28 protein-coding genes are annotated in these 24389 nt (G+C 47.7%); 11 read left to right on the top strand and 17 right to left on the bottom strand.

Annotation, left to right across the window (positions count from 1 at the left end; genetic code table 11):
• Nucleotides 1-4: 4 nt before the first annotated feature.
• Nucleotides 5-709, bottom strand: coding sequence for an alpha-glucosidase (locus tag IMZ38_RS05480; RefSeq protein ID WP_193435894.1), 705 nt, complete (start codon nt 707-709; stop codon nt 5-7).
• A gap of 149 nt (nt 710-858) precedes the next feature.
• Nucleotides 859-2409, bottom strand: a complete 1551-nt coding sequence (locus tag IMZ38_RS05475; RefSeq protein ID WP_193435893.1) for a sodium:neurotransmitter symporter family protein — start codon at nt 2407-2409, stop codon at nt 859-861.
• Between the two features lie 104 nt (nt 2410-2513).
• Here IMZ38_RS05475 and IMZ38_RS05470 point away from each other — a divergent pair, with 104 nt between their 5' ends.
• A complete protein-coding gene (locus tag IMZ38_RS05470; protein ID WP_193435892.1) occupies nt 2514-3029 on the top strand; it encodes a biotin/lipoyl-containing protein in 516 nt (171 codons plus the stop codon).
• Here IMZ38_RS05470 and IMZ38_RS05465 read toward each other — a convergent pair.
• The 6 genes from IMZ38_RS05465 to IMZ38_RS05440 all read right to left on the bottom strand — a co-directional run bounded on the left by IMZ38_RS05465 (nt 3024) and on the right by IMZ38_RS05440 (nt 7706).
• On the bottom strand, nt 3024-4526 hold the full coding sequence (locus IMZ38_RS05465; protein WP_227410966.1) for an acyl-CoA carboxylase subunit beta: 1503 nt from the start codon (nt 4524-4526) through the stop codon (nt 3024-3026). The genes IMZ38_RS05470 and IMZ38_RS05465 overlap by 6 nt on opposite strands.
• Nucleotides 4527-4587: 61 nt before the next feature.
• Nucleotides 4588-5763: a thiolase C-terminal domain-containing protein gene (locus IMZ38_RS05460; RefSeq protein WP_193435891.1), complete on the bottom strand. Its 1176-nt coding sequence runs from the start codon at nt 5761-5763 to the stop codon at nt 4588-4590.
• Nucleotides 5764-5989: 226 nt separating this feature from the next.
• Nucleotides 5990-6313, bottom strand: a complete 324-nt coding sequence (locus IMZ38_RS05455) for a PqqD family protein (RefSeq protein WP_193435890.1) — start codon at nt 6311-6313, stop codon at nt 5990-5992.
• Between the two features lie 2 nt (nt 6314-6315).
• The gene (locus IMZ38_RS05450; RefSeq protein ID WP_227410965.1) at nt 6316-6780 is read right to left on the bottom strand and encodes an OB-fold nucleic acid binding domain-containing protein; all 465 of its coding nucleotides are present in this window, start codon (nt 6778-6780) and stop codon (nt 6316-6318) included.
• 55 nt (nt 6781-6835) lie between these two features.
• On the bottom strand, nt 6836-7306 hold the full coding sequence (locus tag IMZ38_RS05445; RefSeq protein ID WP_193435888.1) for a GIY-YIG nuclease family protein: 471 nt from the start codon (nt 7304-7306) through the stop codon (nt 6836-6838).
• A 1-nt stretch (nt 7307) separates the two neighbouring features.
• Nucleotides 7308-7706, bottom strand: a complete 399-nt coding sequence (locus IMZ38_RS05440) for a PPC domain-containing DNA-binding protein (RefSeq protein ID WP_193435887.1) — start codon at nt 7704-7706, stop codon at nt 7308-7310.
• A 109-nt stretch (nt 7707-7815) separates the two neighbouring features.
• Here IMZ38_RS05440 and IMZ38_RS05435 point away from each other — a divergent pair, with 109 nt between their 5' ends.
• Nucleotides 7816-8964 carry an AAA family ATPase gene (locus tag IMZ38_RS05435; protein ID WP_193435886.1) on the top strand — a complete coding sequence of 383 codons (1149 nt, stop codon included), beginning with the start codon at nt 7816-7818 and terminating at the stop codon, nt 8962-8964.
• Nucleotides 8965-8974: 10 nt separating this feature from the next.
• Complete coding sequence (locus IMZ38_RS05430; protein ID WP_227410834.1) at nt 8975-10678, top strand: hypothetical protein; 1704 nt, start codon at nt 8975-8977, stop codon at nt 10676-10678.
• Nucleotide 10679: 1 nt separating this feature from the next.
• On the opposite strand, the gene IMZ38_RS05425 is transcribed toward IMZ38_RS05430, so the two are convergent.
• From IMZ38_RS05425 to IMZ38_RS05415, 3 genes are all read right to left on the bottom strand, one after another.
• The gene (locus IMZ38_RS05425; protein WP_193435885.1) at nt 10680-11192 is read right to left on the bottom strand and encodes a hypothetical protein; all 513 of its coding nucleotides are present in this window, start codon (nt 11190-11192) and stop codon (nt 10680-10682) included.
• Between the two features lie 90 nt (nt 11193-11282).
• Nucleotides 11283-12119 carry an XdhC family protein gene (locus tag IMZ38_RS05420; RefSeq protein WP_193435884.1) on the bottom strand — a complete coding sequence of 279 codons (837 nt, stop codon included), beginning with the start codon at nt 12117-12119 and terminating at the stop codon, nt 11283-11285.
• The gene (locus IMZ38_RS05415; protein ID WP_193435883.1) at nt 12109-12384 is read right to left on the bottom strand and encodes a hypothetical protein; all 276 of its coding nucleotides are present in this window, start codon (nt 12382-12384) and stop codon (nt 12109-12111) included. The genes IMZ38_RS05420 and IMZ38_RS05415 overlap by 11 nt, the downstream gene beginning before the upstream one ends.
• 76 nt (nt 12385-12460) lie before the next feature.
• Here IMZ38_RS05415 and IMZ38_RS05410 point away from each other — a divergent pair, with 76 nt between their 5' ends.
• The gene (locus tag IMZ38_RS05410) at nt 12461-12985 is read left to right on the top strand and encodes a THUMP domain-containing protein (protein ID WP_193435882.1); all 525 of its coding nucleotides are present in this window, start codon (nt 12461-12463) and stop codon (nt 12983-12985) included.
• A gap of 3 nt (nt 12986-12988) precedes the next feature.
• Here the strand turns inward: IMZ38_RS05410 and IMZ38_RS05405 are convergent, their stop codons facing one another.
• A complete protein-coding gene (locus tag IMZ38_RS05405) occupies nt 12989-13594 on the bottom strand; it encodes a SagB/ThcOx family dehydrogenase (protein WP_193435881.1) in 606 nt (201 codons plus the stop codon).
• Nucleotides 13595-13678: 84 nt separating this feature from the next.
• Between IMZ38_RS05405 and IMZ38_RS05400 the strand changes: the two genes are divergently transcribed.
• From IMZ38_RS05400 to IMZ38_RS05390, 3 genes are all read left to right on the top strand, one after another.
• Nucleotides 13679-14353, top strand: a complete 675-nt coding sequence (locus tag IMZ38_RS05400; RefSeq protein WP_193435880.1) for a DUF47 domain-containing protein — start codon at nt 13679-13681, stop codon at nt 14351-14353.
• Nucleotides 14354-14432: 79 nt separating this feature from the next.
• Nucleotides 14433-14948, top strand: coding sequence for a flavin reductase family protein (locus IMZ38_RS05395; RefSeq protein WP_193435879.1), 516 nt, complete (start codon nt 14433-14435; stop codon nt 14946-14948).
• A gap of 67 nt (nt 14949-15015) precedes the next feature.
• Nucleotides 15016-16239 (top strand): aminotransferase-like domain-containing protein, encoded by a 1224-nt coding sequence (locus IMZ38_RS05390; protein ID WP_193435878.1) that lies wholly within the window; start codon nt 15016-15018, stop codon nt 16237-16239.
• Between the two features lie 12 nt (nt 16240-16251).
• Here the strand turns inward: IMZ38_RS05390 and IMZ38_RS05385 are convergent, their stop codons facing one another.
• Complete coding sequence (locus IMZ38_RS05385) at nt 16252-17400, bottom strand: magnesium transporter (RefSeq protein WP_193435877.1); 1149 nt, start codon at nt 17398-17400, stop codon at nt 16252-16254.
• A 128-nt stretch (nt 17401-17528) separates the two neighbouring features.
• Between IMZ38_RS05385 and IMZ38_RS05380 the strand changes: the two genes are divergently transcribed.
• From IMZ38_RS05380 to IMZ38_RS05365, 4 genes are all read left to right on the top strand, one after another.
• The gene (locus tag IMZ38_RS05380) at nt 17529-18752 is read left to right on the top strand and encodes a potassium channel family protein (protein WP_227410833.1); all 1224 of its coding nucleotides are present in this window, start codon (nt 17529-17531) and stop codon (nt 18750-18752) included.
• Between the two features lie 93 nt (nt 18753-18845).
• Nucleotides 18846-19286 (top strand): DUF4352 domain-containing protein, encoded by a 441-nt coding sequence (locus IMZ38_RS05375; protein ID WP_193435876.1) that lies wholly within the window; start codon nt 18846-18848, stop codon nt 19284-19286.
• Between the two features lie 39 nt (nt 19287-19325).
• Nucleotides 19326-19781: a hypothetical protein gene (locus IMZ38_RS05370; protein WP_193435875.1), complete on the top strand. Its 456-nt coding sequence runs from the start codon at nt 19326-19328 to the stop codon at nt 19779-19781.
• 80 nt (nt 19782-19861) lie between these two features.
• Nucleotides 19862-20299, top strand: coding sequence for a hypothetical protein (locus tag IMZ38_RS05365; RefSeq protein WP_193435874.1), 438 nt, complete (start codon nt 19862-19864; stop codon nt 20297-20299).
• Here IMZ38_RS05365 and IMZ38_RS05360 read toward each other — a convergent pair.
• The 4 genes from IMZ38_RS05360 to IMZ38_RS05345 are packed head-to-tail and all read right to left on the bottom strand — an operon-like array spanning nt 20296 to nt 24372.
• Nucleotides 20296-20991: a hypothetical protein gene (locus IMZ38_RS05360; protein ID WP_193435873.1), complete on the bottom strand. Its 696-nt coding sequence runs from the start codon at nt 20989-20991 to the stop codon at nt 20296-20298. The genes IMZ38_RS05365 and IMZ38_RS05360 overlap by 4 nt on opposite strands.
• Nucleotides 20988-22418, bottom strand: coding sequence for an ATP-binding cassette domain-containing protein (locus IMZ38_RS05355; RefSeq protein ID WP_193435872.1), 1431 nt, complete (start codon nt 22416-22418; stop codon nt 20988-20990). Before IMZ38_RS05355 ends, IMZ38_RS05360 begins: the two co-directional genes overlap by 4 nt.
• Nucleotides 22408-22965: an ECF transporter S component gene (locus IMZ38_RS05350; RefSeq protein ID WP_193435871.1), complete on the bottom strand. Its 558-nt coding sequence runs from the start codon at nt 22963-22965 to the stop codon at nt 22408-22410. Before IMZ38_RS05350 ends, IMZ38_RS05355 begins: the two co-directional genes overlap by 11 nt.
• 51 nt (nt 22966-23016) lie before the next feature.
• Nucleotides 23017-24372, bottom strand: coding sequence for a rhomboid family intramembrane serine protease (locus IMZ38_RS05345; protein WP_193435870.1), 1356 nt, complete (start codon nt 24370-24372; stop codon nt 23017-23019).
• Nucleotides 24373-24389: the final 17 nt, after the last annotated feature.

Genomic DNA, 24389 nt, shown 5'->3' with positions numbered 1-24389 from the left:
AAACTTAGAAGAATGCGTAACGGTTCTCCACCAGCTTCTTCAACGCATATGATAGGAGGATGAGGCCTACGAGGCTGCCAAGTGAAACTAGTGCTACGAGTAGGTAAGCAACCTCGGTTGAAACCCCGTACGCTGAGGCTATAAAGGAGATTTCCTCCGGGTTGTTAAAAGCGTAGAAAGCATAGGTCAGCATCATTACGAAAATAACCATTGGCAATGGCATTGTAGCGTACGCAAGCATCAACCCGGTTTCCCTCCTTCTCCTCAGACCCCCCATCGCGAGAATTATGGGGAATGCTAGGACGATTGCCGAGACGGCGAACTCGATTCTGTAGGTGCCTCCGAGCAGTAGAAAAATGATCATGCCCCAAAGATATGAGCGGTAGGCCCTGCGGACATCCCTAATTCTATCTGTAAACTCGTATACACTCATCTTGCAGTACTTCAGGAACAGTTTCAAATCATCTACTAGAGCTTTAGGTATGGGTGCTTGTTTAAGCGTTTCTACTTTTGAAAGAATTTCAAAACTCTTTTCTCTCAAGCTTTTAGCGTATTCAATATTATTCCGAACCATGTATCTAATACTGTATTCTACGGCCTCCTTGGCCTGGTCGATATCTTTCTCCAGTTTTAAACCACTAAGTTTCCTGTTCCCTCTGAGCCTGTCTAGATTTTCCATAACCTCTCTCAAATAAGCTGTAGAATCCATATTGTCCACGAAAAAATGAGATAAGAGGAGGGGTAAAAAACTATTTCTTCGGTTTAAACAATTTTGTAAAACAGTAGGCCGTTAATATTAATATGAATAGCCATGAGCCAATCAAGAACGCAAGGGCATCCGGGTCCATGATCTCACCCTTACTCAACTTTTACGATAACCTGATTCTTAGCCAGCTCCTCCCTGTATTTTCTGGATATTGCGAGGTAGGTTTCGATCGCACCTAATATTAGTATTATGATGATCGCTATCCTGGCTTGCACTATTAACGGGTCACTCTGTGCAAAGATGCCCTGGTTGTAGTAGTCTATGGTCGTCCCTATCAGCAGTATTATGATGTAGAGAGGTGTTAGAGTCATCAATACGTATTTGAAGAATGTTGGAACTTTTATCAACGCACCCTCGTGTAGCTCCTTCCACAGGTTATTCGGCTTGAACAGCCATACGGCCACTATCACGTCGAACAAGCCAAGCAGTACGAGCAGGTAAGACCCAACCCAGTTGTCTAATTCTGCGAAATACGTGAGCGTGGGGTCAAGGGCTACTGGCAGTCCCAGCATTAGGTATATAAGGAATACTAATACTGCTCCTATTTTCCTGTTAATTTTAAGGTCTTCCTCTAGGAGGGCTGTCAGATAGTTGTACATTGCGATGGCTGATGTCCAGCCAGCGAAGAATAGCAGGAGGAACCATATTGTTCCGAAGAACCTTCCAACCTCTCCCATAGAAGTGAACACGTTGGGCAATGCCATGAAGGCTAGGCCAAGCGATCCACTTCTAACCACATCTGGCCCTAAGTACGCATAGGCTATTGGGATAGCGATGCTACCGCCAAGTATGACCTCTGCGAACTCGTTCAAAGAAGCCGTCGTCAAAGCTGACAGGGCAATGTCATCGCCTTTCCTAACATAGGAGGCATAGTTCTGTATGATGCCCATTCCCAGGCTAAGAGTGAAGAATATTTGTCCCGCCGCAGCCAAGGATATTACCCAGAAGTTCTTGGAGAGGGTTTCGAAATCGGGCTTCCAAATGTAGTTGAGCCCTGCGAAAGAGCTCCAATCTGGTCGAACCGGGCTTCCAATCGTTATCGACCTAATCGCTAATAGCACGGCGAAGACGTACAGTAGGGGCATCATTACCTTGTTGAAGGCTTCAATACCTTTTGAGACCCCTCTGAAAGCCGCTATGAACAATAGGATCATTGGAATGAGCCATGTCACCATGACCATTTGGAAGTTTTTAATGTGGTCGAAGAAGAAGTTGACAGTGTCGACGCCGTAGTAAGCCCCTGTTGCACTGTAAATCGAGTACGCCGCCGTCCAGCCGATCACATGGATGTAGTATGAGTTTAAGAGGGTTGTGACGGAGAATGCTATCATACCCCCGATCACTGCAAAGATTAGTGCTTTTCTCGGCTTAACGCTCTCTCTTGCCATTATGTAGAACATGGGCCCAAGCGTTCCATGGCCGTATTTTCCGCCGAGCCTTCCGGTCGCCCATTCAACCCACATTAGTGGTATACCAAGTAATAGGAGAGCTATGAAGTACGGTATCATAAACGCTCCGCCACCATTAGCTGCCAACAGTCTTGGGAATCTCCAGAAATTGCCTAATCCTATAGCGTTGCCAGCCATTGACAGGATTAATCCTATTTTAGTAGCCCAGGCTTCCCTTTCTTTAAGAGAGCTCATGTATTTCCCCTCCCAGATATATAACCGTATATTATTTCGCGTTTACCAATAAAAATTTAACTTCATTAGACCATTATGATTTACAAGTTCAAGGAGGATTTAGTGTGAAAGCGTATACTGTGACAACTAAGACTGGTTTGAAGTTCAACTTTATAGTAGAAGGAAAGGAAGGCAATACACTCCTAGTGAAAGATGCTGAAACAGGTGAGGTGTTTAGGCTGAAATTGTTGAGAAACCATGGCGACAGGTACGTGGTGGATTTGAATGGAGTAGAGTACAGTATCGTGTTATCGGACAGGATATTTGTTAATGGAGAAGTAGCGTGTATTGCCTCTGTTAAGGAGGCTCAAGCAGGGAGCAAGCCTCACAAGGATTCTAAGATGGCTCAGAAAGCAGTATTTGAGAATGTGGTTCAAGCCCCTATCTCCGGCAAGATTCTCGAGCTAAAAGTTAAAGTCAATGACCAGGTAGGCGAGGGGACAGTGGTCGCGTTGATGGAGTCTATGAAGATGATCGTGGAAGTTAAAGCGAACATAAAAGGTATTGTGGATGAGGTTTACGTGGCGCCTGGGCAGGCTGTTAAAAAAGGAGATCCCATTATCAGGTTGAAGAAATCATAGTGGAATGTTTGAGTGTTTCCTAGGCAGGTACATTGCGTGTTCTTCTCTCTTGAACTTCAGGATTTGAAGATACTTGTACAGGACGTGTCGAGTATCCGCGGGATCAATAATATCGTCCACGTATCCCAGCTCGGCGGCCCTGTAGGGGTTTGCAAAAACCTCTCTGTACTCCTTTAATTTCTGCTCGACAACCTGTTGCGGATTTGCCGAGGAATCGATTTCCCTTCTGTACAGGATTCTAACAGCCCCTTCCGGACCCATAACAGCTATCTCAGCCGTAGGCCATGCAATATTTACGTCGCTCCCGAGTGACTGGCTACCCATCGCTATGTACGCTCCCCCGTAAGCCTTCCGCATGATTAAAGTTATTTTGGGAACGGTTGCTTCGCTGTAAGCGTGGAGGATTTTAGCACCGTGTCTTATTATTCCTCCATGCTCCTGATCAACTCCGGGCATGAAGCCCGGTGTGTCAACCAGTGTGATAATTGGAATGTTAAATGAGTCGCAGAATCTCACGAAGCGGGCTATCTTGTTAGAGGCATCAATATCTATGACTCCAGCGTTCACTGCGGGCTGGTTGGCGACTATTCCGATAGTGTATCCCCCAAGCCTTGCGAAACCAACCACTGCACTGGGGGCATACAGCTCGTGGACTTCTAGAAAGTCACCGTCATCCACTATGGTCCTAATCACGTCGCGGACGTCGAACGGCTTGGTAGGGTCTGTTGGGACCACTTCGTAAAGCTCGTCATTCCGCCTGTCAACAGGATCGTCTGAGGGAATGTACGGAGGATCCTCTGAATTATTGTTGGGCAGGAATGATAAGAGCTTCCTCACGAGCATGAAAGCTGATTCCTCGTCGCTTGCTACGAAGTGGGCTACACCGCTAATGCTTCCATGTTTTTCAGCTCCTCCAAGCTCCTCGAAACTCACGTCAACCCCTGTCGCCGCCTTCACTACTTCGGGACCCGTGATAAACATGTAGGAAGACTTGACCATTATTACGAAATCCATTAACGCAGGACTGTAAGATGCCGCACCTGCGCATGGTCCAAGTATCACTGCTATTTGAGGAATCACACCGCTTGCCTTCACGTTAGCGTAGAATATTCTTCCACATCCGTTAAGCGACGCAACCCCTTCCTGGATCCTGGCGCCTCCCGAATCATATAATCCTATCACTGGGAAACCGTTTTGAATAGCTTGCTCAATAGTTTTAGCGATCTTGAGCCCGTGGGCTTCCCCTATGCTCCCACCAAGTACTGTGAAGTCTTGGGCGTAAACGTAGACGTTTCTTCCGTCAATTTTTCCAAACCCAGTTATCACGCCATCATTATAGAAAACAGTTTTATCCAGCCCGAAATACTTAGATCTATGTGTCACCATCCACTGAAACTCTGTGAAGGAATCAGGATCCAGGAGCTTCTCCAGCCTTTCCCTAACCCAAAGCTTCCCCTTCTTCCTCTGCGCATCGATCTTTTCCTGTCCACCACCCATTATTGATTTATCTCTGAACTCGCGAACCCGTTTCAACAAATCCTCGTGGTTGTTTGCCAAGCTATTTCACCCGTCTTAAAACGGTGACAGCGGCGATGGTGCTGATCCCCCCTATGTTGTGTGTAAGAGCTGTTTCAGGACTGCTAGCCTTAAACCCTGGGAAGTCTCCTCGTAATTGCATCGCTGCCTCAGCAATCTGGTATATCCCGGTTGCGCCAACAGGGTGACCCCTTGCCTTCAGGCCGCCGCTGAAATTCACCTCAGGCTTGTCTCCCTTACCGAACCGTCCCTCTTTCCACAGCCTCGGGGCCTCACCCTTCGGTGCAAAACCAAGGTCCTCGAGCGAGGCAAACCCTGTCACATGGAACGCGTCATGTAATTCCACATAGTCGACCTTCCCGGCTTCCACACCCGCCATTTCTAAAGCCGCCCTCGAAGCCTTAACAGTGGATTCTAACGTCAACAAGTCATTTCTTGAGGCTAGGTCAACGCTGTCTGTTGCTAACGCCACACCGGCCACTTCAACCAGGACATCTTTTCCCGTCTGTCTCGCTATTTCCCTCGCTTTCTCTTCTCCCCTTACGAGAAGCACTACGGCGGCACCGTCCCCGATCGGGGCTGCGTGGTATAATCTTATCGGCTCGGCTATCACGGGGCTTTCGAGAATTTCTTTCAAACTCGTCTTCTTCGGTAGCTGAGCGTATGGATTGTGTGAGGCGTATTCGTGCATTCTTAGAGGCCAATAAGAGAGATCCTCTTCCGTATAGCCAAACTTCTCCATGTAAAGCCTGGCAAGCATCGCGTTCAAGCCCGTGAAAGTTGCCCCGTAAAAGACTTCGAAATCAGCGTCAGCTGCTTGAGCTAGGGCTCTTGTAACCACTGGAGTATTAGCCTCCGTTAACTTCTCTACGCCTCCGACCGCGACCACGTCAGCTAGCCCGCTTTTAACCAGGGAATACCCAGAGTAGAATGCGGCGCCGCCGCTCCCGCAAGCGGCCTCAACCTTGAAAGCAGGGATTCCCCTGAGCCCCGAATGATCAGCTAGGAGTGCTCCAAGACTATCCTGTTGCATTAGAACGCTTGAAGTCATGTTGCCGACTACGAGGGCTCTAGGCTTCAAACCCCCGGCATCGGATACTGCTCTTTCAAGAGCCTCCCTAAACAAGCTTGCCGCGGACCTATTGTAGAACCGGCCTATTTTGGTTAATCCAACACCCACTATGAATACTTTCTCCATGAATAACCCTCTAGTGAGCTTCTTAATCCATTAATACGCTCTGAAAGTTAAAAACCTTGGGAAATAGGCGAATCCCTAGGGGTGGAGTTTCTTCATCGATCTGAACTGGAGTCTTCGGTCATCTTCACTCAGTAATCATTACTTCGAAGGGGATTAAAATTTTCGTCAAGCCTTAGGCTGGAAGAAAATTGAAAAATAATGATTAATTCAAAAGATAAGCGTGAGCTCAGTATTTTACAAGGTTAACGTTTGTCAGCTGGTCTAAAGCTATGACGAGGGGTTCGATTACTTCTGAGATTTCTACTTGGACCTCCTTGCTTATGTGATCAGCTATTTGCTCAACGGTTTTCTCACCATCACAGAGAAGCCACACGTAGTAAGCCAGCGGTGAGAGCTCATACACCTCCTCTTGAGACAGAGCTACATAGAATTTCTCGTCCTCTTCTCCCAGAAACTCTCCCTGTCTTGACGGTTTCCATAGTTTAATCTCCTGAAACCTTGCCAGAGTCTTCTCATGGTCGTGTTCATGAGAATGTTCTTCACTTGCCATGATTACTCCTCTCTCCGCCTGAATCCGCCTCTACGAGGTCCCCTGTAGCCTCCAGTCCTCCTAAAGCCCTGTGGGCGAGGGCTTTCCGGCGCGGTGGGCATTTCCTCAGGTATCTCCTCTGCTTGTGGTACTTCTGAGTCATCAATTTTCTTGACCTCTGTTGTCCTACCGATGTTGAGCTGGACCTTCCCCCTAAACTCGGTGGTCCATCCACCCTTTATCTCTACAGCCTCTCCTTCAGTCAGCTGACCCGCTTTTTCGCCCCATGCCGTGACCTCGACTCTTCCCGTTGAATCGCCTATGACGGCGTTGCTTATAGTTCTAGGCCCCTTCTTGGTCTGAATCACGTGCGGAGGCTCAGAGGATAAAACTCTGGCCTTCACGCTTACGTTTTCCATTCCGGGTTTAAGGTCTTTTATATTTGTAGAAGGGTTTTCACCCTGGTTTGATTCGGAACTTACATACATTACGGATTCGACTCCATTTATTATGTTACGCTTAAACATACCGTTAACTGGGTTTTTAAATATTTTGAAACCACGAGGGCTCGCGGACTTTCTCTCTGAGTAATTCATAAACTATAGCCAAACACTCCTCTAAAGAGTGGTTACACTCGAATAGGTGAGAAACGTCTTTAACTTTATCGGTGCACCCGAATCCTGGAATAGGTTTCAAAGCCGTGGACAACGCTCTTGCGATTTCAACCTCACAGTCCCATTCCTTCTGAGAAGGAATAGCGTAGAAACCTGAAACGTACACCTCCTCTGCGCCGAGGAGGTGGTCGATGTGCCAATGTCTTCTGCCCTGGCGTAGTATGTGCCTGAAAACCCTGGCCTTAACCCCTCCTGCGCCTCTAGCTGAGCCGACGTAGAAGTAAACACCTTTTGGTATTTGGAAAAACGAAGATCTTGTTCTAACCTCTAGGTTCTTGCTGACAATTAGGGCTAACACGTAGCAGCCTGGCGCGTCCAGGGCATCTTCTCTAATGCTCATTCTACTTTAACCATCTGTGAGTGAATGTTTTGGATAAGTCCTCGTCAACCTCCACGGCAAATATTTCCAGCATAGGTTTCACGACGCCTGTTAGCAAGTGCCCCGTGAAAACGCCTTCCTCACCACCTATCACAACGTGAAGATGGAGGCTTAATTCACCATCAGGCTTCAGCAAGTAATTCCCCTGTAGAGAGCCGACCTCGAGGATCCCGTTGCCTTTAGACCTGTGCTTGAAAACCTGGTAGGTCTTGGTCGCAGGGTTGTAAACACCTATCTCAGCATACTCCAGACCTCCTATCCCAGTTACGAGCCCGTTTCTAAGGTTGAACCGTCTCAACCGCTCTAATATCGCGCCGGGGATTGCCTCCCCCTCAGAGATTTTGAAGGCCGAGACACGCAATCCTACCTACCGGTTGGAGTTTATTAATCGTCCTGTTAAAATCTCTTGTTCTCGCAAAAAATATATTAAGTTGGCTTAACCATGAAAACAATTGGTGCGGTGAAGTATTTTGCCAAACCCGGGTATTCAGGTTTTACTAGAGAAAATAGTGAGGTTTAGGAACGAGCTCGAGAAGCCTTTTGTGGGCAGGAGTGAGGAAGCAACCGTGTTGACGCTAGCGTTGATAACCGGGGAACACGTTCTTCTTATAGGTGAGCCTGGTACTGCGAAGTCGGCGCTTGCTAGAAGGGCGGCCGAGTTGATCAACGCGAGGTTTTTCAAATACTTACTAACACGTTTCACGGAGCCCGACGAGCTCTTCGGCCCCCTGGACATTAATGAGCTGAGAAACGGCAGGTATGTGAGGATCACAAGGGGAAAGCTTCCAGAGGCGGAGATAGCTTTCATAGATGAAATCTTCAACGCTAACTCTGCAATCCTCAATATGATGCTTTCAATAATGAATGAGAGAATAGTGTATGACGGGTACTCTGAGATAAAAGTTCCCCTCTGGACCATGATATCAGCAACAAACCGCGTCCCGGATGAGACAGAGCTCCAAGCCCTCTACGATCGCTTCCTTCTCCGGCATTTCGTGAAACCTGTTGAGGAGAATAAGTGGGGAGAGCTTCTCGACGCTGTTTGGAGGATTGAATCCGGCCTGTATCTCCACGGGGAGCCCGTTTTAAGCGTAGAGGATCTGGCGAAACTCAACGGGCTGGTATACCAGGTGGATGTGTCGCCCGTTAAGGAGAAGTTGATAAAGCTCTATGGTATTTTCGAGGATCAAGGAATCCACGTTACTGATAGGCGGAAGGGGAAAGCTCTTAAAATTATTGCTGCCAACGCCTTACTCAGGCAGTCGACAAAAGCCAGCGAAGACGATCTCTTCGTGCTGAAGTACGTGATACCTCGAGATATTGAGGAAGCTGAGAAAACCTATGTCATCCTGCTCGACGAGATAGAGGCGAGGGAAAAGCATTTGAAGGAGTTGTCGGAGATAGAGGCGAATGTTAAGGAGGCCAAAACTTTTATCTCCAACACGCCCGAGCTGGATCCAAGGCTCCTGGATTACTTAAGAAGCTTTGAAACGGTTAAGGAAAAAGTTAGGAAACTAGCATCAGAGTCCAGCGACGACGAGGTGAGGAAGAGAGCTATGGATGTCTTGGCCGAGGTAAACGACGTCATCGATTTGATCAAGAAGAAGCTAATAATGTAGCTGATTGAAGATGGAGGAGCAAGTACGCGGCGTGTTAAAAGGCATTGATTATCAAAATCCCCTGACAATTTACAGAGGGGAAAGAATAAGGAGGATCATAGACTTTCTCGGAGGCAAGGGAGAGAAAATCCCTCTAGACTTAGCTATCGACACATTCTATGTCTTCTATCTTCCATTCCCAATACTAAGCGAGGATGCCGATCCGTCTAACCGGAATTACCAAGTTGTAAAATACTTGATGAAATCACCAAGTCTACACTCTATTAAAGGAAAGACGCTTATCGACCCGTTTATGAGCGGCTTGGCCGCTAGCGTTTTCCTTTCAGAATATGAATCGCTGGAGGCTCAAAGGTCGAGGCATTCTCGATCTCCGGATAATAGCGAGGAGTCTAGGGATGCTTCTGAAGTTAGGAGGATCGTGGAGAAGGCTATTGTTAACACGATGATGGACGTTGAGCACGTGAGGAGATTGAAGTCTGTTATGGAGGGGTTGGAGCCAGGTAGCATTAGCCAGTTATCATTCGAAGAATACGGTCCCGAGCTCCTTAGGCTAGCCAGGATCACGGATGTGAGACGGATTCTTGAGCTGATTGAGGGTTTAAAACCTTGGGAGCTTGGATTGAAAAAGAAGAGCGAGAGGCATAAGCACGGAGAGATAGGCGGTTACGAGCTTGGCAGGGACATAGAGAGGCTCACTCCTTCTTCGAGGATTCTTCCAGACGAACTCTTCTACCTAAGATTCCTCTCATCTAGGCTACTTCTCTACGAGAAAAGAGTTGAGGAGAGCCTTGGCCCGATTTACGTATTGCTTGACAAGTGCTTGGACGGGGAGAGCTTGATTGAGCTTTCTAACGGCCGGTTGAAAAAACTGAGGGAGATACGGGTGGGAGATGAGGTGGTTTCGGCAAAAATCAGCAGTAAGGGGGTTCCCGTTGTCTCAAGCGCCGAGGTTGTCAAGATTGTTGAGGATGTTAAGCCGGTTTACGGGTTGAAAACGGAAGCGGGAGTTTTGAAGGCCAGCGGAAACCACGTAATCCCTGTTTTCCAAAACTCTTCAACCATATTAAAGCAGGCTTCCGAGATTCAACCGGGTGAACACCTGTACGCATACGACTATAGGGAGAGCGGTTTCAAACCGGTCAGGCTCCTAGAGAAGATGATGCTGGGTGTGGGGAAAGTATTCGATATAAGGCTTGGGAAGGATCACATTTTCACGGCGAATGGTGTTTTAGTTCACAACAGCGGGAGCATGGATGGTGTTAAAATAACCTGGGCCAAGGCTGTTGCGTTGGGGCTGTATATTAGAGCAGTTAGGGAGCACCGTGAATTCTACGTTAGGTTTTTCGACAGCCAGCCCTACCCGTTGATAAAGGTTGGCAGGAGGCCTAAGGCTAGAGAAGTGGTTGAGTTAATGAACTATATTGCGAGGGTGAAGGGGAGCGGTGGAACCGATATTTCAAGGGCGCTCATAACTGCATCAACCGATATAAGAACCGGTGCGTCGGGCGAAACATCCGACATTATCCTCATAACTGATGGTGTTGACAGGATTGCTGAGCAACACGTGTCTTACAACTTGAAGAGGGCTGGGGCTAACCTGTACTCGGTGATGATATTGGGCGAGAATCCAAGCCTCAAAAAAGTATCCACTAAATACTTTTCTGTCGCCAGGCTCGGGCGCTCGAGCGCGTTAAAAATCATAGAGGTAAGATAGCTTACTGATTGGTAGCGGCGATTAACGTTAAAACGGAGAGCGTCAGAATTTTCTCGAGCCCCTCGGTAGATGCTGATTGCTCCTCCAACCGGCTGACGAGGTTGATTAACTCATCTGCTTCAACCCGGGTGTACAAGTCTGTAAGAACCACCGCCAAGGCTTTTCCAATTACTGAGGCCTCCTCGCTTCCACCGGCTAAAATCGCTTGCTTCAACCTATAAGTATTGAGGAAAAGTTCTTCAACAAGTGTTCCAGGTATTTCAACCTCCCATAGCCTAAGCTCTATCTTGCTAAATACCGCTGAAGCTATTTCAGGATAATATGTGATTGGCGAAACGATTTCTAGGAACCTGTTAACTAGCTTCAGGATTTTCGCGTAAACTTGCTCATCTTCTAATACGCTGTAAACAGATAAATACTCCGACAACTCCCCAGCCAAGTTTTTAATTTCATCTTCAGCGAAATTCACAACACTAACAGATGTTGATGCCGAGTAAGCTTCTCCGTAGCTCAATTAAACCCCGTTGGTAAAATCCCCTTCTGAAGCCATTTAAAACACGGGTCTCAGCGAGAGAGGGTTTTTAAGCTTTACTATCGCATCCTCCTACGCTTCCTTGAAAATACTGAGTGTTTTAACAGGTATTTCACAATTCTTTAGCACGCAGATTATCTCAGACCAAATACTCACGGCTATTTCCTCAGGGGTAGCGCTTTTAATATCCAGGCCGGCGGGCATGTGGATGAAGAATTTATGCTTCTCCACGTCAACCCCTTCCTCGCGGAGCCTTTCAACCATCCACCTGGCTCTATGCCTGCTACACAGAACCCAAACGTGTCTGCTAGGATTGTATTGGAGAATCTTTTTCAAAGACTGATAGTCCGTTTCAACTTCTCCATACACGATAACCGCTATATCGTTGGGGCCTAATCGTATCTTTTCAAGCTCGGACAAGAAGTCCCCTGCGAAAACCTGTTCCGCGAACGGGTATCTCATAGGATTTGCGAGCTCATCACTCCTATCCATGATTACTGTTCGAAAACCAAGCAGGTTTCCTATTTCAGCGATAGGTTTGCCCAGGTGTCCAGCACCTATTATGACTACTCTTGGCTGGGGCTTTAACACGTTTATGAATACTTCTACGACTCCCCCGCACAGCATGCCAGTGGGTTGTGCGTCGCTTGGAATATTATCTCTCCTCAAGGCGAGCTTTACCTTCCTTGGTTCCCCCTTCTCAATAGCCTCGAGCGCATTCCTTATTATGATGGCTTCCAGCTCCCCGCCCCCAATAGTCCCTATTCTCTCTCCATCAACTGTAACAACCATTGATGCACCTATTTCCCGCGGGCCGCTCCCCTCTTTGCCAATAATTGTTGCTATGGCTACAGGATTCCCCTTGTTGAGCTCCTGTATAATCCTACCAAATAATTCCTCAAGCTTCAAGCTTATCTTCCTCCACTATTTTTATATTTCTAAGAAGTAAAATCCTCTTGATAACCCGGTAATCAGCGTCTGTTAAGTCCTTGGCAAGCTTAATGATAACGCTGAATCCGCCAACCCCTAGAACAGGCGTCCCCTCGAAGAAGTAGGTTGGAGAATACCCTTTCGACACTAGTATAGGGTTGATATCGTCAAGAATGTCTCTTATATCGTACTGGGTCCAAGCTTCTTGAATGATGATCTTGTTTTTAGACAACCTCCCAATCATTTCCTCCACTCTCTCAAAGAAGAGTATTTATTGAGACTTGTTAATAACAGTATCCAGTAAAACGGGGGTTTAAGGCTTGAGCTTCAACTTAATGATAACCCATGAGCCAGGGCTTGACAACTACAGATTTGTGATCGGGAGTCTTCGCTCTCTTATCAAGGATTACCAGGTGATCGATAAGGGGCCTTGCGTCATCCTCATTAAAGTGCCAGACCCTTATCAAGCAATTGAAAATCTGAGAAGCATAGTTAAGGAAGCCCCAATGGTCTACAGGGTAATACCTATCGACACGATCGTAGATCCGTATGTGGAGGATGTTGCTGAAAAAGCGAGCGAGCTAGCACTAGCCAGGATTCCACCGGATAAGACCTACCGGGTTACCTTGCACGGCCGTCTTTACTGGAGGGAGACCAGGATGCCGGCGCACAGCATGGATGCTATAAGAGTTATTGCGGAGAAAATCGACCGTCAAGTGTCCCTTACACACCCTGATTACGTTGTCTACGTTCGAAGCGTTAAACTATACCATAGGAGGCGCTACGCAACCATAACTGTTACGATGCCCGAAAAAATAATTGTGAGCAAATCCGAGAAGCCATAAATCCTACTTCACCCTTCCAACGGGGAACACGTAGACGGGCTCATATCCCTCGGGCAGACTTAATAGTTTGGAAACCTGGTCATCGTTAAACGCTCCCACAGCAACCGTTCCCAAGCCCATTTCAACCGATGCGAGATAGATGTTTTGACCAATATGACCGGCCTCGTTGAAAATGTACCGCCACCCTCTTTCGCCGTAGTACCCCGTGGTTCTTTCGGCAACAGCAACAAGTATTATGTTAATAGGGGCGTTCAAAACCCATCTCTGTCCCATGCAGGCTTTCGCGAGCTGTCTGGAGAAATCTCCTTTCAAAACCTCTACCAGTTCGTTCCTCTCGGCATCGTAATGGTATATCCCGGGCTCCACACCCTCAACCCCGTTGTTTCTAACCGAGACGTATATTTCGAAAGGGTATGTTGCACCCGCGGACGGCGATGTCCTTCTTTCACAGTCTGGTTCAACACAGCCATAGGTGAACCATAAGAGGCTTGACAATTCCTGGAGGGTTAAGGATGATTCCTTATAGCTTCGAACACTCCTTCTCTCTTTCAAAAGTCTCCCTAGACAAGTCTCATTGTTGGGTTTTGGAAGCATGATTTTAGACGACATGGCTCTCACTGCTAGAAAATTGTAGTTGGAACGTAATTAATCTTGACTCTTAAATTATTTTAAGACATCCATGGATAAAGGTTATTGGAGGGGTTGAGTATACGGCTTTCCGACATTTTAAGTGCCGAAGCCATTGAGACGTTGATAGACTTTCTAAGCAACCTTGAAAAAATAGCCAAAGCTTTCAGTAGCTCCTTGGATTTGCTCAACACAATGAGGGTTGGAGAGGCAAGGGTACAGCTTGCTGAAGTATTGAAGCTTGAGGAGAAGGGGAAAGACCTCAGGACTAGGCTCGAAGAATTGATTGTCTCCTCGAGGCTGGAGGCTTCTCTTAAAGAAGACTTGTTAAACTTTGTCATCAAGGCTGACGCCATAGGAGATCATATCAAGGAGGCTGCGAGAGAGCTAACCATTCTCCCAATACTGGAGATTCCAGCGGAGATTCGTAACGGAATTATAGAGTTGAGCAAGCTATCTATAACAGCTCTCCACCAACTAATATCGGCTGCTAAGAAAACCATGGAGGGGGATAATGCGGAAGCTCTCGAGGATATAAAATTGATCAACAAGTATGAGGAAAGAGCTGATCAAGTCGATCTTGCGAACAGAGGATTGCTCCTAACCTTAGCAGACAAGTTGAGACCAGTCACCATGTCTATCCTCATACATGATTTGAACAAGGATTTAGAAGAAAGCGTTGATGCCTGCCAGGTGGCCGGCGAGTACTTGAAGCTTATCATCCTTACATGGCTTGTCTAGCTTGAATCCTTCTTTAGAATGGGGTTTTACTAAGCGAAATAGTTTTATTTTCAACTAGCTTAACTGTTAAGGGGTTTGCATGAAAAGGCTTCTGTACCCTATGCGGACTTATCTAATAGTTTCAGGCAGGATTGGCGGAGAAGTAAATGTTATGGCGGCCGACTGGGTCACCATGGTTTCCGCAGACCCCTTCATCATAGCTGTCTCTATATCCCCTAAGAGATATACTCACAAGCTTATAACAAGGTATAAAGAGTTCGTGGTGAGCGTTCCAACCATTGAAATCCTTAGAGACGTCTGGCTCTTCGGCTCGAGGAGTAGGCCGGGTAAATTATCCGAGGCAAGAGTTACATTCGAGAAGCCCGTAGCCGTGAGCGTTCCACTGATAAAAGAAGCAGTTGCTAATCTAGAATGCAAGGTTATAGGTATGCATGACTACGGGGATCACACGCTTTTCATAGGAGAGGTGGTAGCGTACACTTACAATGACAAGGTCTTCCCCGACGATGAGCCGAAGCCAGGCTCAGGCTTCATTCTTCACATCGCTAAGGACAAGTTTACGGTGGAAGAAAGCTCGGCCGTCAAGCTCAGGTAAGGCTTGCTACACGGGATTAGAACCACTTATATATCTGTTGATACCATATTTTCAAGTGTGAACAGTCATGACTAGACCGGATTACTATAAATTCTTAAGTAGCAGGGCCAACCTTATAGAGCCTAGCCCTATAAGGGAGATGGTAAGCAAGATCGCGGTTAAATCAAAAACCAGGCAAGTCATATCCTTTGCGGCGGGAGAGCCGGATCCCGACGTGATACCCAGGGAGCTCTACGCAGAGCTGTCTTCAGAGCTTTTCAAAAAAGTAAGGATAATAGGCAACTACTCCCCTGCTGACGGAGTCATAGACTTGAAGAATGAGATAGCAGGATTCATGAAGGAATTTGAAGGGGTCAGCACAAACCCCGAGAACATCGTTGTAACCCTCGGAGGCTCCCAGGCCATCGATCTTATAGGGAGGCTACTCCTGGATCCGGGAGATATGGTTTTGACTGAGAACCCATCTTACGTTAACACACTCCTCGTCTGGAAGCATTATGGGGTTCAGATTAAGGGAATACCCATGGATGATCATGGGCTGATACCGGAAGAGTTGGACAAGACTCTTTCAAAGCTGAGTAAGGAGGGGAAAAGGGTTAAACTACTCTACACTATCTCGACAGGGCAGAACCCCTCCGGCCTGACTCTGGCCCAGGAGAGGAGGAAGCACGTTCTGGAGATTGCGAGCAAGTACGATATACTCGTAGTGGAGGACACGGCTTACAACCACCTATTGTACGAGCCTATAGAGGTTAAAACGTTAAGATCTATGGATAAGGAGGGCAGAGTTATCTATGTAGGCTCCTTTAGCAAAGTCCTCGGAACAGGATTGAGAATTGGCTGGCTGGAAGGGCCGCTGGAGATTGTTGAGAAAGCTAAGATGGCCAAGGGGCCCATGGACATGTGCCCCCCGGTTCCAATGCAATACTTAGTGCTAGAAGTATTGAGAAACAAGGTTTTCAAGCATGTGAAGGAAAGGGCTATTGAAACCTACAGGTTGAAACGGGATCTAATGATCAACGCCATAGAGAAGTACTTGCCGGGGATCAAGTACACGCGTCCAGTGGCTGGAATGTTCGTGCTGATATGGTTGCCTAGGAACATAGAGGCGGCACAGTTCACAGAAATCCTTCTAGAAAAGTATGATGTCGCAGCAATCCCTGCCACGCCCTTCTACACTGATGAGTCAGGGAGAAATGTCGTTAGGCTCAACTTCTCAATGGCTAAGACAGACCTTATCGATGAGGGTATTAGACGTATAGGAGAGCTTTTAAAGGAGCTCACCACCTAGTCTTCTTTTTTTTTAAACAAAGAAGCTCGCAACGCTTGACACTATGAGTGGCCCGTCCAAATCCACGAAAGTGGTCATTAACGGAAACACAAGGTTGTCAGGGTTCCAGCCCATTTTAAAAGAAACCTGGGTCAAGTAGAAAGTGAGCAGGGAGGAGAGGAGGAAGAGTACTGGGAATGACAATCCTATTATGAGAACACTTATTCCAAAGCTTTGAATGCTTGTCAAGGTTAGCCCTGAAACTATTACCATGCTCACTAACACTGCCACGATGGTTGCGATGGCTATTGTTTTCGAATCATCAACGTACTCGCGCAAAGAGTTTTCAACGCCAAGGTGGAGCTTCACGTTTAAAGAGTTCCCGAGGACGCCCATTCCAGCACCTATTAAAGCGTTGAAAGCTGGCAACGAGCCAAGGATTAACGGTAGCCTCGCAAGTATTGCTGTCCTTGTTGCAAGGGACAGCCCTCCCAGGCTACTGCCGAATGATGCTGCGACAGACGACGCCGTGTTCTCCAACAGGGTTCTCAACCCTCCAGCCCTCCATACCATGAGCACGGAGACAATAGCGACAGTGCTTAGTGAAGCAACAATAATGGCCTCCGAGGAAGGTGAGAGTGCTTGGAAAAGGCTTGAAACAGTGATGAATGTGAAAGGGGTTAGCGCGTCTCCAACGCCTGTGACGATTGTTGCGACGAAATCCGTAGGATCCCTCCCAGTTTTGAACAGAAGTATTATCGAAAAAGTGGTTACCGGGGTCAGGATGAGGTATACTATTGTGCTAGAGGCCAGGGATATGAATAGGAGTGTGAGGAGGTCCGGGGATGAAAGGCCTAGTGAAGCCGAGATAATGTAGGCTAATAGTGCTATTATTATTGATGCAATTATAGTGACGGAGTAGCTGATTAAAACATTGTAGAGATTATACTTTGAGAGAATCCTTGGCTCGGTTTCACCGATGTGAAGGGCTGTTGTAAGCCTGTAGCCGAAGGCTCCGTACACGTCTCCCCGGAGATCCATTAAGCCGGGGATCAGCATTAAGAAGACAGGGTACAGTGTAAGGATTTCAACGCTTGTCTGCAGACTGAGGCCTGCCAATACTTCGCCAACGCCCAGTGCCCCCATGGATATTAACAGCCGGTTCACCCTCTTGTTCAGCAACCCTATCGCCCATGGCTTCTTATCAACGCTCCTCCATGTTTTCCACTAATAATTAATCATAACACGTATATATCTCCTTCTTTAAACCTCTGTAAGGGTTTAAAAACCATTAAGCCATACTAATAGAAGTGTTTGAGGAATCCCTGTTGACCCAGCGAATCCCACCCGACATTCATAGAATGTTGCATGAGAAACCCGTTAAGATCACCTACAAGGCGATGCCGGTTAGAGAGGTTTTAAACAACATCTGGCTACAATCAGACATAGCCCTCGACCTTGCGTTTTACTCTTACTTCGCCCGTGACAACGACACTGCTAAGCTAGTCCTCGAGATAAACAAGAGCATCGACGAGCTACTCGGCCAGTTTATCCTTCACACGAGCCTAGCCTACGGGAGAAGTAGGGAGGGTGGTTTCGCAGTCCTCCTCGCACACTACTATGCTTCGTCAATGGACACTATCGTGGACTCGGTGAAGGATATAGTGTACATGCTTCTAACAGGCTACGACGTACTGGTCAGCTACGAGAACATTCTCTACTACACAGAGGGCGAGGTCATAGCCCCTTACACTCTCGCCGAGGATGTCAGGGTAATGGATATCACCGATAAGTACCCGCTAGACGTTATTCTCGCGGCGAAGAATGGGGAATGGAGGATCGCGCCGGGGTTGCGTGAGATGATTTCAAGGGGGAGCAGAATCTACTTGAGAGGCTTCAAAGAAAATGTTTACAGGTTTTTCAGGGATAAGGGCGTGGAAATCGCGGAGAAGCCGCTCGAGAACAGGGAGGCGGAGCAACTGATTAAAGGGATTATCGAGCTGAAAGAGTTCACAAGGCTGATGGTTGACCTAGCACACTACTCGCTCATGGAGGCCAACCCCGGGGTCATCCAAGAGGTGGAGGACCTTGAGGTCTACGTTGACTGGAAACACCTCCAAGTCCTCAACACCTTGAGAGAGTGCTTCGGGAGAATAGATTCCTCAACCCATGTAGGGCTGACGACCATGTTGAAAGAGCTCGAGGACATAGCCGACGCCAGCAACACGATAAGCCACATAACAATGATGATAGGGGAAACACCTGGAGAATACTACGAGGTCTTCAAGAAAGTATTCGAAACCATTGGTGAAACCCTTAGAACAGTCACTGTTGTAAAAGAGGTTGAGCTGGACAAGCTAACCCTGTGGCTCAGGAAATACGGGGGCTCAGTATTGGCTGTGAAAAGCGGCTCGGAATGGATAGCCCACCCCCTCGCTAAAAGCCTCATGCTAAAGCCAGGGGATAAGATAATACTAGCCCACCAGTCAGAGTTCACAGACGAGGTAAACACGATACTCTCGAAAATATCGTGAAAAACTAATTAAATAATCAATAAAGAGTAACCCATCCATATCAAAACCTTTTTAACATAAAACGCTAATAATATATCGTTGGTGTAACAACCTATGAAAGCAATCTCCCCAGTCATAGCCACAGTCATAATCGTAGCAGTAGCAATAGCAATTTCAATCGCAGTAGCACTATGGCTAACAGGCATAGTCGGAGGATTCACCACAGTAGAAAACCTTCAAATAACTTACGCCTACGTGGAAAGCATAACCGATGATGGATGGGAAATTAATTTAAAAGTGGAAAACAAGGGAACAGCAACAGCAACAATTGACGAGGTGTTCATAAACGGTATTCCGATATCTACCCTAGTGAGCCAAAACAAAGCAGAAATTAATCCACATGTTGGTGGAACTAATACGGTACCTATTCCTGCAGGACAGAGCCAGGAGATAACAATAACCTTGAAGGAAGGTTTCTCTTCGGGTCAGCAGGTTGAGGTAAAGTTGCACACTGCCAGTGGTAAGGAGTATCCGAAAATGGTTACTCTTCCATAATCTTTTTTTCCTCCAGGTTTTTCCATTTGGGTGTTTTGCGTGCGGGCTTTAAGCCCCTTGATTGCTACGGTTATTTTGGTTTCCGTAGCTATAGCTGTTTCCATGGCTTTCGCCCTCTGGGCTTCCAACATTGTGAGCGTGGAGTCTAACAGGGATTTGGAGATCATTTCTTCATACAATGAGCCAGCAGGAGATGGGTGGAGTGTCACCGTTATTGTTAAAAATATTGGGACAAGGTCGACAAGCATTACCAGGGTAATGATTAATCACAGGGTTTGCGACATCATCGTGGAGTTCGACGGGCCCAGGGGCAGGGCTTCATACCCGGCTGGGGAGGCTGGGTATTATCTAGCCCCTGGCGAGCAGGCTGTTTTAAAGTTTAAGCTTAAGAGCCAGGAGTCCTGCAACATGTTTTTTACCCCAGGACAGATGGTCGAGATAACGATTTTAACCTCGACTGGCATGGAGTACCCGCAGAGTATTCAGCTCAGGTAGTTTTTATCTCGAGCCCACTCTTATCCCATTTACACAAGATTTAAATAACACTATATCAAATACTTTAAATGGTGGTGATCGTGAATAAAGCGCTAACGGTGACGCTTCTATCAATCACATCGCTAGTTGCCTTGCTGATCGGCTTATGGTATAGTAACGTGTTCGCATACACCGGGGAATTCCCAACATACGACTACAGGGTTTACGCGATCGCTAAGAAAGACGGAGGGTTCGATCTAACCTTAATCGATAGGAATAAGGGGACAGGCGACCTCGAAATCCACGGGTACTATTTAAACGGCTTGAAATGTGAGTTTAGAACATATGTTATTGTTAACGATACTGTTGTCGAGAAGGAGTTGCCGGTTGTAGTGTCCCCGGGCGAGAGCCAGGAGATAGTTATTGCTTTAAGAGACGATAACGACTGCAACCTGAGGTTCTTGTCAGGGCAGATCATAGAGCTTGTTCTCGAGACGAACACGCCGGTGCAGTATCGAACCCTCATCACGCTTCCTTAGATAAGAAGGGATAAGGCTATCGCTGAAACCCCTGCGTACAGCAGTAAATCCTTTACCCGCCACATCTGTGTTTTAACCGGGGCTGGCGAACCGTAGATAAGGAGGGTTTCGCTAACGCTTCTCGCAGTGCTCATCGCATGCAGCAGTAAAGGATTAAGCATTCTGGTGAAATATTTGCCACCGTATTTTATTCGAACAGATAACAATGCCTCGCTGAAGGCTCTAAGGGTGAGGGGAAGCTGTATCATGGATAGGGCCAGAATCCTTGCAAAACCTTCCGCCCCAGCTGATGAGAAGAGGTAAACCCATTCCTCAATACTCACCCATTGAAACAGGAGGATGGCTGCGAAAGCAATGGCTGAAAGCCTCAACGCACCTGTCAGGACTTTTTCAATGCTGATAGGCGTCAAACCTGTGGCGAGTGCCAAAACGTTTATGAGTAAACCCAGGAGTATGAACAGCAGGATTAGCTGAACCCCTTTTAAAAGCCTGGACAGGCCCGAGTTGTATGCGAGGAGACTGCTCGTGAACGCGAGTGAGGATGTATAGAAGAGTATTGAAGAATCCTTTCTCACGATCGCGGCCAGCAGGGATAAAAGGATGAGTGTTAACGGTACCGCGAGCCTCGCCGCTAGGCCAAACCCTTTTGCACGAGGTTTCGTCACCAACAGCTCGGCTAAGTCTCTGATCACTCTTCAACACCTATCAACAGCTTAGCAAGCTCAATGCTGAACACCGCGTTCAAAGGCTTCTCCAAGGCTTTAGCCGGCTTCAAACCCCCGTTCTCAAGCACCATGAGCCTCCAGTTATTCAAAAGGCTGGTGAATTCAATACTGCTCGTTGTCAAAAGCTTCGCGGAAGGTGTTTCCGAGAGAAGCCTGACAAGGTTGAACCTGTCAACGTAGGTTAGCCCGCTGAAGGGCTCGTCCAGCAGGATCAGGTCCGGCTTAACCGTTTTAGAGGCGAGCAGGACTGCCGCCTTAACCATTTGCCCATGAGACAGCTTGCTCGGAGGCTTGTCAGGGTTCAACCCCTCCTTTAATAGTGCTTTCAAAGCCTCCTGAACGCAGGCCTCGCCGCCACCGTAGGATTCGCACAGCCTTACAGCCTCCTCCCTGAGGCTTCCCTCCGTGTAGAACAAGTGGATTAGCTGCGGGATATATATCAAGCGGCCTTTTACATCAACCCTGCCCTTCCACGGCTTCAAATACCCTGTTATAAGCTTGAGAAGAGTTGTCTTGCCAGTCCCGTTCAACCCTATTATTGCAACACCCTCGCCTCTCCTGAGCTCTAGGCTGGTATTGTTCAACACGGGCTCATTGTAGCCGAATGACACGTTCTCCAGCTTGAGAACCACTTCTCCAAGCCCTCCCCGATCAGATTGCTGAGCCAGGGTTGTTCTAAGGGTTTTCCTCGCTGCAGTCCTGAATAGTGCTGTTAAATCCGCTTCTTCAATCCGCCCGTTTCTCAGGGCGAACACCTTGTCGAAAAACCTGATCACCCTGTTGAAGCGGTGCTCAAAAACAATAATGGTTTTACCAAGCCTTTTCAAAAGGTGTAGCATGTCGAGAAACTCGTCAACACCTTTATCATCCAGCCACATGAACGGCTCGTCGAAAACCAGCACCTCAGGATCTGGTATGAGGGCTTTCCCGGTCGCGGCCCGCCTCGCCTGGCCTCCGGAAAGGTTGAAGAAGTAGCAGTTGCGTAGCTCGCGAAGGTTGAAGCGTGTAAGGGTTTTCTCAACCACCTGCTTCTCGAACCTCTCACCGTAAACCTTTCTCGCGTAATCCCTGTAGTCATCCTCAAGGATGAAGTTAAGAAAGTGGATGTAAGGGTTTTGGGATACAACGTGGATTTTCAGCCCGAGGCTGAAGGGGTCGAGCCCTGAGGCTTCGACACCGTTAACCCTGTACGAGCCTTTCACCTCAACTCCGTAGATGGGTTCCGCGGTTCCGTTTAAAACCCTCGCCAGGGTTGTCTTACCGGAGCCTGTTGCCCCTACTACGAGAACCGACTCCCCCTTGTGAACCGTTAGGTTCAACCCTTTCAGAATCCATTCTCCACCACTATATCTCGCCCACAAATCCTCTAGCTCCACTACCGGTTTACTGCTCATACAGTATACCCATCTTCAACAAGTACTCAACCACGTATATTGTAGCAAGGCTTATTGGCACGGCAATGCTCAGGTTGAAGACGTCGATGAGGAGCACGATGCTGTAGACGTATGAGAGGGCTGACTCGTAGCTCATCCCGTAAGAGTAGACAAGCCAGTAAGGGGTTACTATAATGTTGAACAAGTGCATCACGGAAACCCTGCTCAACGCGGCTACCCCGGTTGAAACAGGGATGGCTAATCTTCCCCGGGACCTGAACTTTCTGTACAGGTAGATTAACGGAATGATTGTTGAAGCCTCAGCCACAACCTTCATAACCATGCCCATGAAGTCTGCTCCCAGGGCAACAGACACTAAGTAGTATACGGGGAGCGAGTAGGCAAGGAGGCCCCAGCCCATGTATCCTAGGATTGCCAACGGGACTCCCGAGGCATCGTATTTTAGCCAGGTGAGCAGGGGGAATGGTATTTCAAGAAACCTTAGAATAACTGCTATGGCTGTAAGCGTGGAGATGTAAGCTATAGTCTTATATCTAGCCTGACTCATTCGTTCACACCACTGATTTATTCAGCGTGCTGGATGGGTTTTAATTTTTAACTACTCGTAAGCTACGTCTGTTACCACGCTGAACCTGTCAGCAGCCAGCACCACGCCTATAGCGATAAGGGTGAGGACTGCTGAAGCGTACACGGAGTAGTTAATGTACTTTAATGTTTCAACCTGGCCTCTCCAAATACTGAACGATACACTTACCTCTTTGGTTTCATCGAGAAATGCCTCCCCGCTCGCGGTTATTATTACGAAATAGCTTCTCATGCTTCCCTTGAAAACCTCCACCAAGCCGTTTTCATCGTAAACGGCTTCATCAATGTAAAGGTTTACAGGTGTTCTAACACCGTGGATTTCAACGAAATACCTGGGTATTGACCTGTTTGTTATAGACCGGCTGGCAAGCTCGGGGTTGGCGAGGAGACCTGCTGGGTGGAGCCTGTTCACGACGAATCTCACAGTGTCCACAGGGCTTTGGGAAACGATCCAGGAGCCCTCCCTGCTGTAAAGAATCACCGTGTCGTTCACCCCTCCAGCCTCAATGCTCAGCGAGTACACGCTTGTCATTTCCTTGTTCGTCTCCCATGAAATGTAGAAGCCTGCTAGGAGTGCGAGGAGAAGGATTGTTACAAGTATCTTGGTTCCCGCACCGAGCGTGTAGAACTTCCTGGGGAAAACACCTATTGAGTGAAGGTATTCCTCTAGAGGGCTTGTCAACCGGGTTTTCAACCGGTTTATCGGTCCAGAGGCTATTAGCCAGACTGCGGCCACGCCTGCTACGAAGCCTCCTGCATGCGCGAAATATGCCACTCCGCCGAGGTTTAAGTATCCGTATATCACCTGCTCCGCGAACCATATCAGCAGGTAGATTGATGAGGGCAGTGGAAGGCATATTGGGAGGAAGAAAAAGAACATGCAAAGCGAAACCCTGGTGTGCGGGAATAGGATGAAGAATGCTCCCAGGACCGCGCTTATAGCTCCTGAAGCCCCTACTGCAGGTATGACGAGGGCTTCATAGCCTCCTATAGGGATTAAAGCAATGTGGAACAGGACTGCGCCTAACCCGCCTATGAAATATAGGAGGAGAAATCTGAGAGAGCCTGTCACAGCCTCAACGCTCTTCCCGAACAAGTAGAGGAAGAGCATGTTGAATAATATGTGGAACAAGTCTGCATGGATGAACATGCTGGTAAAGATTCTTTTAACACCCTCGAGCGTTGGGAGAAGCAGTGGGTTGAATCCGTAGGTGTAGATGTAGTAGGGATCTGTTTGCAGGAAAGACCTGGCCCTGCTAGTGTAGAAGTAAACAGCCAGGTTGGCAAGGACTAGCAGTATTGTCACTACGGGACGCTTTTTCAAGTATCTAACAGGTTGCTCCGGGACAACAACCATTGAAGAGTTCAACCCCAGTTAAATCCAGT

The organism is Thermosphaera aggregans (assembly GCF_014962245.1).
GTDB classification, from domain to species: Archaea; Thermoproteota; Thermoprotei_A; order Sulfolobales; family Desulfurococcaceae; genus Thermosphaera; species Thermosphaera chiliense.
Note: the sequence above shows the minus strand (reverse complement) of the source record. Positions and strands in the feature narration are given on the sequence as shown.